Annotated in this window: 14 protein-coding genes; 7 read left to right on the top strand and 7 right to left on the bottom strand. The window is 66.2% G+C overall.

What is annotated here, in order from left to right; genetic code table 11:
* Positions 1–5: 5 nt before the first annotated feature.
* Entirely contained in the window at positions 6–317 is a 312-nt protein-coding gene (bsaP, locus tag ACHL_RS04955; protein WP_015936201.1) for a biotin synthase auxiliary protein BsaP, read from the bottom strand.
* Positions 314–1,327 (bottom strand): biotin synthase BioB, encoded by a 1,014-nt coding sequence (gene bioB / locus ACHL_RS04960; protein ID WP_015936202.1) that lies wholly within the window; start codon positions 1,325–1,327, stop codon positions 314–316. Before bioB ends, bsaP begins: the two co-directional genes overlap by 4 nt.
* 215 nt (positions 1,328–1,542) lie before the next feature.
* Between bioB and ACHL_RS04965 the strand changes: the two genes are divergently transcribed.
* From ACHL_RS04965 to ACHL_RS04980, 4 genes are all read left to right on the top strand, one after another.
* The gene (locus ACHL_RS04965) at positions 1,543–3,270 is read left to right on the top strand and encodes a purine-cytosine permease family protein (RefSeq protein ID WP_015936203.1); all 1,728 of its coding nucleotides are present in this window, start codon (positions 1,543–1,545) and stop codon (positions 3,268–3,270) included.
* A gap of 218 nt (positions 3,271–3,488) precedes the next feature.
* Positions 3,489–4,142, top strand: coding sequence for a DUF6318 family protein (locus ACHL_RS24645; RefSeq protein WP_015936204.1), 654 nt, complete (start codon positions 3,489–3,491; stop codon positions 4,140–4,142).
* A 39-nt stretch (positions 4,143–4,181) separates the two neighbouring features.
* Complete coding sequence (locus ACHL_RS24650) at positions 4,182–5,057, top strand: hypothetical protein (RefSeq protein ID WP_244266546.1); 876 nt, start codon at positions 4,182–4,184, stop codon at positions 5,055–5,057.
* Positions 5,058–5,199: 142 nt separating this feature from the next.
* Positions 5,200–6,279, top strand: a complete 1,080-nt coding sequence (locus ACHL_RS04980; protein WP_015936206.1) for an alkene reductase — start codon at positions 5,200–5,202, stop codon at positions 6,277–6,279.
* Positions 6,280–6,518: 239 nt separating this feature from the next.
* On the opposite strand, the gene ACHL_RS04985 is transcribed toward ACHL_RS04980, so the two are convergent.
* Positions 6,519–6,836, bottom strand: coding sequence for a hypothetical protein (locus tag ACHL_RS04985; protein WP_015936207.1), 318 nt, complete (start codon positions 6,834–6,836; stop codon positions 6,519–6,521).
* A 165-nt stretch (positions 6,837–7,001) separates the two neighbouring features.
* Between ACHL_RS04985 and ACHL_RS04990 the strand changes: the two genes are divergently transcribed.
* Both ACHL_RS04990 and ACHL_RS04995 read left to right on the top strand, forming a co-directional pair.
* Complete coding sequence (locus ACHL_RS04990) at positions 7,002–9,494, top strand: Tex family protein (protein ID WP_015936208.1); 2,493 nt, start codon at positions 7,002–7,004, stop codon at positions 9,492–9,494.
* Between the two features lie 97 nt (positions 9,495–9,591).
* Positions 9,592–9,942, top strand: coding sequence for a hypothetical protein (locus ACHL_RS04995; RefSeq protein ID WP_015936209.1), 351 nt, complete (start codon positions 9,592–9,594; stop codon positions 9,940–9,942).
* 4 nt (positions 9,943–9,946) lie between these two features.
* Here ACHL_RS04995 and ACHL_RS24810 read toward each other — a convergent pair whose 3' ends face one another.
* The 4 genes from ACHL_RS24810 to ACHL_RS05010 all read right to left on the bottom strand — a co-directional run bounded on the left by ACHL_RS24810 (position 9,947) and on the right by ACHL_RS05010 (position 12,652).
* On the bottom strand, positions 9,947–10,366 hold the full coding sequence (locus ACHL_RS24810) for a DUF2071 domain-containing protein (RefSeq protein WP_279625922.1): 420 nt from the start codon (positions 10,364–10,366) through the stop codon (positions 9,947–9,949).
* Complete coding sequence (locus tag ACHL_RS24815) at positions 10,327–10,791, bottom strand: DUF2071 domain-containing protein (protein ID WP_279625923.1); 465 nt, start codon at positions 10,789–10,791, stop codon at positions 10,327–10,329. The genes ACHL_RS24810 and ACHL_RS24815 overlap by 40 nt, the downstream gene beginning before the upstream one ends.
* A gap of 76 nt (positions 10,792–10,867) precedes the next feature.
* Positions 10,868–11,728 carry an NAD-dependent epimerase/dehydratase family protein gene (locus tag ACHL_RS05005; RefSeq protein WP_015936210.1) on the bottom strand — a complete coding sequence of 287 codons (861 nt, stop codon included), beginning with the start codon at positions 11,726–11,728 and terminating at the stop codon, positions 10,868–10,870.
* Between the two features lie 3 nt (positions 11,729–11,731).
* Complete coding sequence (locus ACHL_RS05010) at positions 11,732–12,652, bottom strand: MSMEG_6728 family protein (RefSeq protein ID WP_015936211.1); 921 nt, start codon at positions 12,650–12,652, stop codon at positions 11,732–11,734.
* A gap of 156 nt (positions 12,653–12,808) precedes the next feature.
* Here ACHL_RS05010 and ACHL_RS05015 point away from each other — a divergent pair, with 156 nt between their 5' ends.
* Positions 12,809–13,390, top strand: a complete 582-nt coding sequence (locus tag ACHL_RS05015; RefSeq protein WP_015936212.1) for a hypothetical protein — start codon at positions 12,809–12,811, stop codon at positions 13,388–13,390.
* Positions 13,391–13,477 lie beyond the last annotated feature (87 nt).

The raw sequence follows: 13,477 nt of genomic DNA on the forward strand, positions 1-13,477 counted from the left end.
ATTTTTCACGGCTCGCTGGCAGGGTAGGTGGTGACGCCATGACGTGAGCAGGAGGCCCACCAGCCCTGCGGGGTGACCTGGACCTTCAGGCGGCGCGCGCAATGGCCGCAGAACCGCGGCGGTTCCAGGTGCAGCGCCGACGCGCACCGCAGGTGGGCGGACGACGGCGGACGGGTCCCGCCGTCGTCCGCGTCCTTCCTGCGGTGAGGGCGTTCGCCGGGGCTGTCCTCGCGGGCGTTCTCTTCGCGGGGCTCGCCGCAGAGGCCGCAGTACAGGGCCGCAGCATCGGGGGAGGCTCCCGGCGGGATCGTGTTCACAGGGTCTTCTGCAGTTCCCTGATGGGCATGTTGAGGTCCACCAGCAGGCTGAGGTCGGCGGTGGCGGGGCGGCCCAGGGTGGTGAGGTAGTTGCCCACGATGACGGCGTTGATGCCGCCCAGAAGCCCTTCGCGGGTGCCCAGGTCACCCAGCGTGAGCTCGCGTCCGCCGGCGTAACGCAGGACCGTTCGAGGCATGGCGAGCCGGAAGGCAGCGATGGCCCGGAGGGCATCCTTGCCGTCCATGAGGCCCTGGTTTTCGAGCGGCGTCCCCGGCCTGGGGTTGAGGAAGTTCAGCGGCACTTCGTGCGGCTCCAGTGCAGCCAGCTGGGCGGCGAGCTCCGCCCGCTGGTGGAGTGACTCGCCCATTCCGAGGAGTGCGCCGCAGCACAGTTCCATGCCGGCAGCCTTCACCATGGCGCAGGTCTCGAGCCGCTCCTCATAGGTGTGGGTGGTGACCACCTGCGGGAAGAAGCTGCGGGCGGTCTCGAGATTGTGGTTGTAGCGGTGGACGCCCCAGCCGGCGAGCTGGTCCACCTGCTGCTGGGTGAGCATGCCCAGGGAACACGCGATGTTGATGTCCACCTCCTCGTTGATGCGGCCGATGGCGAACTTGACCTGGTTCATCAGCTTGATGTCCGGGCCGCGTACGGCGGCCACAATGCAGAACTCCGTAGCGCCGGTGGCCGCAGTTTCCTTGGCGGCTTTGACCAGTTCCGGAATATCGAGCCAAACGCCGCGGACGGGGCTGTCAAAGAGCCCGGACTGGCTGCAAAAGTGGCAGTCTTCCGGGCAGCCGCCGGTCTTGATGGAAACGATGCCCTCAACCTCCACGTCCTCGCCGCAATGCCGGAGCCGGACCTGGTGCGCCAGCTCCAAGGCCTGGGGAAGCGCCTCGTCCGGAAGTTGGAGGACCTCCACCAGCTGGTCTTCGGTGAGGCCGATGCCCTGCTCGAGTACCTGGGTGCGGGCTGTTTCCAGGATGGGCCAGGTGTGAACGGTAGGGGTCATGGGTGGTCCTTTGTCTCGCGGAACGTACCTTTCCGACGCTAGTTCCAGAGGTGGCGGCCGTTTTTGTGGGGTGGCCACAAGCAGCCTGCCCGACCATTGTTGACTGGAGCAGTCAAGGCTTTACACCACGGAAACAGGACCGTGATCGGACTGTCTTTTCGGCTGGATAGCGTCTCCCGCAGACCTCGAACTCCAAACGAAAGCGACGCACGCCCATGAGCCACGACTCAGAAACCACGCAACTGCTGGAGCCCGCCGCACCGCCCGGCGCCGGCGTCGTCGGCGGTTCCCCGGCGACTCCAACCGCGGGAAACGCGGCCGCGCTGAACGCCACCAAGGAGAGCCTGGAGGACTACACGCTGCGGTTCGCCCCGCGCTCCTACCGCAAATGGAGCGCAGGGGTGGTGGCCACCAGCGCCCTGGGCGGCATCGCCTACCTGGCGGACTTCTCCATCGGCGCGAACATCGGAATTTCGTACGGCACGGTGAACGCGATCTTCGGCATCCTGGTGGCCGCCGTGATCATCTTCGCCACCGGCTTTCCGCTGGCCTATTACGCGGCCCGCTACAACATCGACCTGGACCTGATCACCCGCGGCTCCGGCTTCGGCTACTACGGATCCGTGGTCACCAACGTCATCTTTGCCACCTTCACGTTCATCTTCTTCGCGCTGGAGGGCTCCATCATGGCCCAGGGCCTGGAGCTGGGCCTGGGGATCCCGCAGTGGCTGGGATACGCGGCCTCCACGGTGATCATCATCCCGCTGGTGATCTACGGGATGAACACCCTGGCCAAGCTGCAGGTGTGGACCACCCCGCTATGGCTGCTCCTGATGGTAGTTCCCGTGGGGTACCTGCTGATTTCGCACCCGGAAAGCATCGAGAGCTTCTTTGCGTACACGGGGGAGTCCGGCGACGGCGGGCCGAACCTTGCCTCCGTGATGCTCGCGGCCGGCGTGTGCCTGTCCCTCATGGCGCAGATTGCCGAACAGATTGACTACCTCCGGTTCATGCCGCCGCGCACCGACGCCAACCGCGCAGCCTGGTGGCGGGCCGTGATCCTGGCAGGGCCGGGCTGGGTCATTTTCGGGGCCATCAAGCAGATCGTGGGCCTGTTCATCGCCATCTACCTGATCGCCACACTGGATCCGGCCGCCTCTGCAACCGCCAATGAGCCGGTGCACCAGTTCCTCGGCGTGTACCAGGAGATGATGCCGGCATGGCTGGCCATGACCCTGGCTGTGGTGCTGGTGGTCATCTCGCAGATCAAAATCAACGTCACCAACGCCTACTCCGGCTCCCTGGCCTGGACCAACTCCTTCACCCGCATCACCAAGACCTATCCGGGCCGGATGGTGTTCGTGGTGGTCAACCTGCTGATCGCCCTGGTCCTGATGGAAGCCAACATGTTCGACTTCCTCAACACCATCCTGGGCTTCTACGCCAACTGCGCCATGGCCTGGGTGGTCACCGTTGCCTCGGATATCGCCATCAACAAGTACCTGCTCAAGATCTCCCCGAAGGTGCCTGAGTTCCGCCGCGGCATGCTCTACGCAGTGAACCCGGTGGGGTTCGTCTCGATGCTGGTGTCCGCGGGCGTTTCCATCGCCGTGTTCTTCGGGGCTTTTGGGTCCGGCATCCAGCCGTATTCGCCGATCTTTGCGGTGGGCCTGGCGCTGGTGCTGCCGCCGGCGCTCGCGGTCCTGACCCGCGGCCGGTACTACCTCCGCCGGACCGACGACGGTATTGACCTGCCCATGTTCGATGCCGACGGCAACCCCAGCGACGCGAAACTCACCTGCCATGTGACCGGGCTAGAGTTCGAACGTCCGGACATGGTGCGCTCGGCACAGGACGCGCCCGACGGCGGCCCGCAGTACGTTTCCTCGCTCGCCTTGTCCACGGACAAGACAGGGGAGTTGGTGCTTCCTGCGCAGAAGTAGCCGTACTTGAGCTCTGTGGTTTGGGGCCTTTGCAGTTGGGGGGAAGCCGGTGCCTGGGGGCACCGGCTTTTCCATGTGACTTCCGCGCCGCCTTGCGGGGTGGTAGAACCGGAGTCGGATGCCTGTGGATAACTCTTATCGCGAAGATGTGACCTGGGCTACCCTTGAATCACTGTCCGGAGCAAGCCGTCTTGAAACAACTGGGGGAATAGCGGCCCATGACCTCGCGCAACGTTCGTACGTCCGCTGGCCCTCGAGCTGGCGTAGTGGCTCTGGCGGTTGCCGGGGTGTTCCTGCTGGCTGGTTGCTCAGGCGGAGCCCCGGCGGATCCGGGGACCGGCTCGCCCAGTGCTTCGGAGTCAGCCTCGCCCAGTCCTTCGGCAACGCCTACTCCGACGCCCAGCGCTGTCTACAAGCCCGCCGACGCGACCGGCCCCGCCCAGAACGTCCCCGTCCCGGTGCTGCCGGAAGTGGCGAAGACGGAGACAAAGGAAGGGCTGGAGGCGTTCGTACGATACTGGTACCAGGTTCTGGACTATTCGTACCAGACTGGCGACTCAACGATTCTGCAAAAAATTTCCGGGCCGGCATGCGTCTTTTGTGCAGGACTGGGCGACGGCATAGCGGAGTCCTGGAAAGACGGGCGTTGGATTTCCGGTGGCCGGGTTGAAACCCCTGTCATAACTGGAACGCTAGAGCCAGGGAAGGAACCATACGCGGTCGTCCAGGTGATTCAGGCAATAATCGAGATCAGAAATGCCGACGGCAGTCTCCATCAAGCTCCTACTCCGGCAACCAATACTGGCAGTCGCGCCGCCGTGAAATTTGATGGCAACAGTTGGATCCTGACCGACCTCGGTCTAATTAGGTAAGCCATGAGGGTTGTCGCATTCAAGGTTCTTTGCTTGACGATGCTGTTTCTTGTGATGGCCCCACTTGTTGCCCGCGCCGACATCTCAGTTGGTTACGAGGACAGAGGCATCGGCGTCGGTGCCGACACATGGATAAGAGATGAGAACACCGGTGAGTTGGTCAAACCAGAGCCTGGTGCTGTCGGTACTGACCCGAACGAATACAAGTACGAACTGCAGTGCCACCTCGGCGGGGGAGACTTTGATACTCCCTGCCTGGCCCGCCAGTTGGAGTGTAAGAACGGCCCCGACGGTGAAGAAGGCATTCCGGTCATGTGGCTCTCCAGGCCCCGGGGCGTTCCCGGCTCTGTGTGGGCGCCGCATTCCGGCCCTACCTGCCTTTACGACGCCAGGCCCGAAGACCTCCTGCCAAGGATCGCCGCGGACATCCAGCGCGAGTTCCAGAACCTGCCCGTGAGCGCCGGATCTGTCACCGCGCAACCAAGCCCGCATACCCTCAGGGGCGCCGAGACAAACTTCTACGCGGAGTCCGTGGAACAGCAGTTCGACATCACCATGTTCGGCCAGCAGGTCCACGTGGTGGCCACGCCGGTGCAATACACGTGGAACTACGGCGACGGCACAGTTTTCGGCCCGCAGCCCTCGATGGGCGGCCCGCTGCCCCAGGACCGGTGGGGCGAAAAGACCCGGACCAGCCACGCCTACGGGGCCACCGGTGACTTCCAGGTGGTGCTGACAACTTCCTTCCAGGGAACCTACTCGGTCAATAACGGTCCCGCCCTGCCCATTCCCGGCCAAGGGCAGTTCAGCGCCCCGCCGCAGACCATCAGCGTCTGGCGGTCCCTCACCCGGAACTACGCAGACGACTGCAACGCCAACCCGCAGGGCCAAGGCTGCCCCGGCACGGCCCGCTGACAGCGCGGTCGAAGCACCGCCTTTTGCGTCCACTCCGCACTCGCAGAACAGCTGTCCTGTGATTCGCCTCGCATCCGGAATAGTTGCACGCGCTTCTTAGTTGGCAGGAAGAGTAAGCCTTCAGCCCCCGAAAGGAACGCGCATGCTGTTTTCCACCCTCACCCTCGGCGAACTTGAGCTCCCCAACCGTCTGGTCATGGCGCCACTGACGCGCGTCCGCTCCGGCGAGGCAGGCGTCCCGGGGCCGCTCGTCGTCGAGCACTACCGCCAGCGCGCCTCGCTCGGCCTGATCGTCAGCGAAGGAACCCACCCGAGCGCCGGTGCACGCTCGTACGCCGGTCAGCCGGGCATCTTCACCCCCGAACAGGTTGCCGGCTGGAAGAAGGTCACGGACGCCGTTCACGCGGAGGGCGGCCGGATGTTCGCCCAGATCATGCACGGCGGGCGCGTCTCGCACCAGGACATCACGGGCGGTGCGGAAATCGTCGCGCCCAGCGCCGTCGCCGTGGAAGGTACCGTCCACACGCCGGCCGGCAAGCAGCCGTACCCGGTGCCGCGTGCCCTCGACACTGACGAACTGCCCATGGTCATCCAGGAACTGGTCAACGCCTCCCTCAACGCCATTGAAGCCGGGTTCGACGGCGTCGAGCTGCACTCCGCCAACGGCTACCTCCTGCACGAATTCCTTGCCCCGAACTCCAACATCCGGACTGACAGCTACGGCGGTTCGCCCGAGAACCGTGCGCGCTTCGTCATCGAAACGGTGAACGCCGTTGTGGCAGCGGTCGGCGCTAACCGCGTGGGCATCCGCATCTCGCCCGAACACAACGTCCAGGGCATCGCCGAGACGGACGCGGCAGACGTCCGCGCCACCTATGAAGTGCTCGTGGACAGCATCGCCCCGCTCAACCTCGCCTATCTCAGCGTCCTCCACCACGAGCCCACCGGCCAGCTGGTCCAGGACCTCCGCAGCCGTTTCAGCGGCCCCTTCCTGGTGAACACCGGCTTCGGCGTGGTGACCACCCGGGAAGAGGCAGTGAGCCTCGTGGCTGACGGGCATGCAGACGCCGTGGTGGTGGGCCGGCCTGCCATCGCCAACCCGGACCTGGCGCGCCGCTGGAAGGAAAGCCTGCCGCTCAACGAGCCGGACGCCAGCACCTTCTACAGCACCGGTGCTGAAGGCTACACGGACTACCCCTTCTACCAGGACAGCAACTCGTAGCAGCAAGGCGGCCACACGCGATGAGGGCGGTACCCGTGATCGGGTGCCGCCCTCATCTGCTGCTGCACGGTGTGCTGTCCCGGCAGCGAAAAACCGGAAGCCATCCGACGACCCCCGGCCTACTCGGATTTTTGGCCCGCCGGACCCCTGTGGAAGCCGGCGGTGATCAGATGCTACTCCACCGAATTGACTTTTACTAGGGCCCTTTTTCAGCCGCAAAACAGGTGCAGGTTGGCGGGTTACAGAAACGCCTCGCGGCCCGTCCCTTCCTTCATGACGAGCCGGTCGTCCTGGATGGAGACAAGCACGCTTTTGGGCTTTCCGCTCACCTTGGTAATGGCCTTCAGCCCGCGGTTGGTCACCTCGACGCCCACCTGGGAACCCTTCGCCGGCAGTTCTACAGACACCTCGGAGGCGATCCCGAGGATGGGATTGGTGGATACATCCACGTCACGCCACACCTGCTTGCCGTTGACCGTCAGGGTGATGTTGGCCTCCTCGAACCCTTCCTGAAACACAATCAGCAGTTCTTTCATGGCGGCCTCTTCCTCGAGCATTATTGGCCTAAGACGGCATATCAACTACAGCACTTCGCGGACGGGAGCGGAATACCCTTGCCGGCCGCGCGGTCCCGGGAAAGCGGCCCTGCCAACGCCCAATCGCGGTAGCCCGGCATTTCCCGTCCGGTGGAGCGCAACAAGGAGGTAAGGCAAGATGTTCAGGTGACCCAACAGCCGCAAGCCCCTTCCAAGTCCGCAGCGCAGCAGCCGGACGATGCCATCTATGGACAGATTGCCGGGGAGCTGGGCGTCAATGCCTGGCAAGTGAAGGTCGCCGTCGATCTGCTTGACGGCGGGTCGACGGTCCCGTTCATCGCCCGGTACCGCAAGGAAGCCACCGGAACCCTGGACGACAGCCAGCTCCGCGACCTGGAAGAGCGGCTGCGCTACCTCCGGGAACTTGCCGACCGCCGTCGCGCGGTCCTGGAAGCCATTGATTCCCAGGGCCAGCTGACACCGGAACTGAAGAAGGCCCTCCTGGCAGCGGACACCAAGTCCAGGCTCGAGGACATCTACCTGCCGTTCAAGTCCAAACGGCGCACCAAGGCGCAGATGGCGCGCGAAGCAGGGCTCGAGCCGCTCGCCGACGCACTCGTGAAGCGGCCCGAGCTCGACCCGGAGCGCGAAGCCGCCAAATACCTCAACCCCGAACACACCATTAGTGATGCGGCTACGGCCCTCGCCGGTGCCCGCGCCATCCTCGTCGAGCGGGTGGCCCAGGACCCGGACCTTGCGGCCACGCTCCGCGAGCGTCTGTGGACGCAGGGCCGGATGGTGTCCCGCGTGAAGAAAGGCAAAGAAGCGGACGGCCAGAAGTTCGCCGACTACTTCGACTTCACCCAGGCGCCCTCGGGGATGCCCTCGCACCGTGTGCTGGCGCTGCTGCGTGGGGAAAAGGACGGCGTCCTTGAGCTCGACCTCGCCGAGGCGGATCCCGCGGACGACGACGCCCTGTCCGCCTCCCGGGCGCGCTACGAGTCCGCGGTGGCCAGGTTCCTCGGGGTCGCCAACCGCGGCCGGCCCGCCGACGCGTGGCTGATGCAGACGGCCCAGATTGCCTGGAAATCCCGGGTGCTGGCCCGGCTCACTGCCGACCTGCGCGGCAGGATGTTCGCGGCTGCCGAAGACGAGGCAGTCCGCGTGTTCGCGGCAAACCTCCGCGATGTCCTCCTGGCGGCACCGGCGGGCAACCGCCCCACCCTCGGCCTGGACCCGGGGCTGCGCACCGGCGTGAAGGTTGCGGTGGTGGACGGCACCGGCAAGGTGGTTGCCACGGACACCGTGTACCCCCACGCTCCGGCCAGGAAATGGGATGAAGCGTTGGCGTCGCTGGTGAAACTGGCGCGGCAGCACGCCGTCGAACTCGTGGCCATCGGTAACGGAACCGCGTCCAGGGAGACGGACAAACTCGCCGCCGAGCTCATCAAGCTCCTCCCGGACGTGGACCGGAAGCCACAGAAACTCGTGGTCTCCGAAGCCGGCGCCTCCGTGTACTCGGCCTCGGCGCTCGCCGCCGCCGAACTTCCCGGCATGGATGTTTCACTGCGTGGTGCTGTGTCCATTGCCCGGCGTCTGCAGGACCCCCTAGCGGAACTCGTGAAGATTGATCCCAAATCCATCGGCGTGGGCCAGTACCAGCACGACGTCACCGCATCAAAGCTGGACCGCAGCCTGGATGCGGTGGTGGAGGACTGTGTGAACGCCGTCGGCGTTGACGTCAACACCGCGTCGCCGGCGCTCCTGAGCCGGGTGGCCGGCGTCGGGCCCCTGCTGAGCGAAAACATCGTGGCCTACCGGAACGAAAACGGCCCGTTCGCCAAACGCTCAGACCTCAAGAAGGTGCCGCGGCTGGGGGCCAAGGCCTTCGAGCAGTGCGCCGGCTTCCTTCGGATCACCGGCGGAACAGAGCCGCTTGACGCCTCCAGCGTGCACCCCGAGTCCTATGCGGTGGCCCGGAAGGTCCTGGTGGCGGCAGGCTCGGCGGCGGCGTCGTCACTGGATCCCCGCGACTTTGTGGACGACACTTTCGGCCTTCCCACCGTGACCGACATCCTCGCCGAGCTGGACAAGCCGGGCCGTGACCCGCGCCCGGCGTTCACCACCGCGGCGTTCTCCGAAGGCATCGAAAAGATTTCCGACCTGAAACCCGGGATGGTCCTGGAGGGTACGGTCACCAACGTGGCCGCCTTCGGAGCCTTTGTGGACGTGGGCGTGCACCAGGACGGCCTGGTCCATGTGTCCGCCCTGGCCAACCGCTTCGTGTCCGATCCCCGCGAGGTGGTGAAGTCCGGGCAGGTGGTGCGCGTCAAGGTCCTGGAGGCGGACCCCGAACGAAAGCGCATTTCCCTGACGCTGAGGCTCGACGACGAACCTGGCCCCCGCGGGCAGGCTCCCCGCGGTCCCGGCTCTGGCGGGCAGCGCCCCGCGGGTTCCTCTGCAGGTGCCGCCAACGCCCGCGATTCCCGCAAGGGCGGCCCGGGTGCCGCGCCGCAGGGTGAACGGAAGGCCAGCGGAGGCCAGGGCGGCAAGGGCGCAGGAGGCCGGAACCCGGGTGCGGCCGCGGCACGCTCCGGCGCGCGGGGTCCTGCTCCGCAGCCTGCGCCTGCCAACACCGCCATGGCCGAGGCGCTTCGCCGGGCCGGACTGGGGAAGTAAGGCACCCGGACGCTCCCGGGAAGCACGTGGCAGCCCCGGACCCGGCCAGCGGAACCATGGGCTTCCGGGCACGGCAGCTTTCTGCAAGGGTGGGGCCATGACCTATTTCCTGGAGTACACGATTCCTGCCGCATCCAGCGACGCCGAGTTTGAGTTTCCCCATGATGAGATCAATTCCGGCACCACCATTCCGCTGGCGCAGACCGGTGCCGAGGTGGTCCATGCCTCGGATCTGCCCGCGCGCACCAGCATCGTGGGAGCCACCGTCCCGGAAGCGAAACTCGAGGCTGAGCAACTGATCTCGCACAGCAGTGCCTCGGAAGCCGCGCTCTACTTTGATCCCTCAGAGTCGCTCGGGACCGGCGTTGGCACGCTCGTGGCCACCTTCACGGACAGCGGGGGCTGGCAGGACACCCCCGGGGAGGATCGACAGGGAAGCACGTTCTAGCGGGTTATCCGGGCCGCTGGCTCCCCAGCAGCCGCGGCCTGCCGAACCTCGTGTGCACTCCCGGGGAGTAGAGCACGGACTCCGGCGGTCCTTCCGCCTTGATTCCCGCAGACTCAACCAGCCCGTCCGCCAGTGTATGGACAGCTGCGTCAAAGAGCGGCCAGGGGCTGTGCGTATTGGGGATGAAGGCGGTCCGGCCGAAGAAGCGGCCATGCATGCCGAACCGTGCGGTCAGGAAGACGGACAAAGGATCGGCCGCCGCTGCACCCAGTCGGGGGACAACAGTAAAGTCGCTTCCGGCCCGTGTACCGCCGAAGCGGCGTACGGAGTAGCCCACCGGGAAGGCCCCGCCGTCCGAGGCCGTGGTTCCGGCCTCCGCCGAGCTCATCGGCAACCCGCCGGCCCCCACGGGAAGGCCGGCCAACGCAGGATCCTTGACCAGACGTAGGGGATTCCCGCCGCCCGGGTGGCCATCACCACCGGCAGTCGGTTGGCGTCCAGGCTCAGGAACACCACGCCGCGGGTCCCGTCCGGCGCGCGTGAATAGAGCCGGACATTGACCTCGTTGAAGCTCCCCACATAGGGGATGCCGGGCCCGCGCCCCAGCCCGGCCTGATCCATCCGGAATCCAATCAGGCCCACCCAGGAACTGCCGTCAAAGACGTCCGGCCGCACTCCCGCCGGCATGAACCGCGCCGCCACGGACACGTCGATGCGCCAGTGCAGAAAGACGGCGTCCAGCCAGCGCTGGTCTGAGAGCACGGGGGCGGGCAGTTCCGGCGGGTGGGGCCACTGGTTGTCCACGGGCCGCACCGCAGGCAGGCCACCGCGGGGAGGTGGAAGAGTCATGGCTGAAGCCTAAACGGCGCGAAGCGGCACTGGGCACTGCGGGCCCGATCTCCTGGCCCGTCACCACCAGAGCCGTTTAGGGGTGCCGGACCCCATGCCCGGCCAGGACATCCCGGTATCCTTCCCGGAACGTGGGGAAAGTGAACGTGAAGCCGCTGGCCCGCAGGAGCGCGTTGGAGCATCTCTTGTTGTTGCCGCGTGCCGGCCCGGCGTCACCCACTGCCGGTTCGGGCAGCTTCAGTTCCGTGGCCAGGAACCGGAGCACCAAGCCCAGGTCCGCGGCCTCGTTGTCCACGCCGATATAGACGGGCGCCGGGGTGCTGTCCATCGTGGCAAGATGCACGACGGCGGCAGCGGCGTCGTCGCGGTGGATGCGGTTGGTGTACCGGACGTCCTCCGGGACCACCGCAGTTCCGCTCCGCACCTGATCGATTAGCCGGGTCCGGCCGGGCCCGTAGATACCGCCGAGCCGCAGGGACACCGCCGCGGTCCCGGAACCGGCAAGCCTCGAACGCAGCAGATCTTCGGCCTCCACCAAAACCCTGCCGGAGAAACCGCCCGGTTCCGGTGCCGTCCCTTCGTCCACCCAGCCGCCCCCGGCGTCGCCGTACACGGCGGTGGAGGAGACGAAAAGCACCCGGCCGGGGATCACGCCGTCGCGCTCCAAAGCGTCCAGGACGTGGGACACGCCGTCCACGTAGGCGGCGCGGTACGCGTCTTCCTTCGGTGCGTCCGCAGCCACGGCGATTACGACGGCGGACGTGTCCGCAGGGACCGGCGGCAGTTGGGCGGAGCCCAGGTCAGCCGCCACGCCTTCAATGGCTGCCGGAAGTTTTGAGGGGGAGCGGCGCCAGCCCACGACGCGGTGGCCCAGGGCGGCGAACCGAAGCCCGGCCTCGGTACCCAGGTCCCCACAGCCCGCAAGAAGAATGGTCATGGGTTACGGTGCCTCCACCGGGAAGAAGACCCGCGGGTCCTGCAGGAGGGCAGGGTAGGCGAACGCGGAGCGGTCGATGATCTCGTTGACCGTGAAATGCCTGCCGAACCGGCCGTCGTCCAGGGTAATGGGCCGGCCCGTCACCTGGCCCACGGCGAACTTGGCGCCCTTCTCGAATGGAACGGCAACCGGCGTCTTTCCCGGCAGGGTGGAGAAGGCTTCCTCCTGCGCGAGCCGCTTGCGGGTGGGCTTCTTGGCCTGCGGCTTGGGAACTGCCTTCCGCGACTGCTTCGAGGGCCGCCGGGACTTCTCCTCGAGGTACACAGGGGTGTAGTCGTCGTCCGAGCCGGGCGCGCCTGCCGTGGCGGCATTGCCCCGGCCGACGGGCGGCAGTGCCACGGTGTCCAGGGTCTGGGGATCGACGTCCGCATGCGGGTCCCGGAGGATCCACAGGATCTCGCCCTCGGGCTCCTGCGGGAGGAATTCATGCCGGGGCTCGGGCCAGACGTAGTCCATCTCCGGAATCGCGTCCGCAAAGAGGGGGCTGTAGAACTTGGAATCCTTGTGGACCAGCTTGGAGCGGTGGCTGAGGTGGAATTCCGGATCGCCAAGCCACGGCGGCAGCAGGATCTTCGACGCGTAGTCCGGGTGGGCTGCCTGCGGGGCGAACTCGGCGATGTTGGCGCGCGTGTTGTCCGGGTGGCCGCGTTCCATCCACTCGTCCACCATGGCCAGGCCGTACATGGTGAGGGCCGGGACGTGGCCCATCCACATCCGGATCGCCGGGTGGGTCTGCCACCCGTATCCGGGAAGGACCAGCGCACGGAGCGTCTGCAGGGCTTCCACCCGCTGCTTGCCCAGCCGGGCGGTGTCCAGTGCAGCGGCGCTCTGCCGGAAATCAGGGTACGGGAGGAAGGTTTGCATCCATTCAGTCTGACGGCACGTTGCTGATGTGCCAATTGCAGTGCCGGGCGCCACAGGAAGGCAGGCCGGATGTCCAAATAGTGGACGGTTGCATACTGGCGGTTGGTCGAACCACTAAGATCACCGCAACCCGTCCCGCGTTTTGGAAGCTACCTCATGACATTTTCAGCTGAAAACCCCGCCTCCCGCCCCGCGCAGCCCCGCTACGGACTGATGCTCGGTCCCGAAGCCAATGGCATCCTGGTCCTTGATGAGTTCACCATCGATCCCGCGGCTGCCCGCCACGAACAGCACGGTTTCCGGGCCGGTATGGCCACCGTTGCCAGGACCATGCGCCGCATTGCGGCCCTTCGCGTAGTGATCGCCCTCGTGGCCATCGGCAACCTTCCGCTGTTCCTGCTCTCCAGCGGATGGTGGATCTACGCCGTCTCGCTGGCCCTCGTCATCGGGGTGCACACGGCAGTGACGCTGTTGAACCGCCACGAGCCGCGCCTGAAGCAGCGCTCAGCATTGGAACTCCACCTGCACCGTGAGCGCAGCGCCAACTACCGCAAGGTGCGCGACGCCGTGAAGTACATGATCGATACTCCGGCCCGCATGAACGAACACCTCTACCTGGAACTGCTCGCCGTCAAGCGCGTGGCACTGAACCTGGCGCACGGCACCGTGGCCCTGCTGGACACCTCTGACGATTCGGCCTGGAAGGTGCGTATCGTCCGGGAGATTCCCGCCAGCTGAAGCTGTCCCGCCCGTCTTCGGCGTTCGAGCACCACAATTAAAGAGAACGACGCCGGCACATCCCTTGTGGGGGCGTGCCGGCGTCGT

It is taken from the genome of Pseudarthrobacter chlorophenolicus A6 (assembly GCF_000022025.1).
Taxonomy (GTDB): Bacteria; Actinomycetota; Actinomycetes; order Actinomycetales; family Micrococcaceae; genus Arthrobacter; species Arthrobacter chlorophenolicus.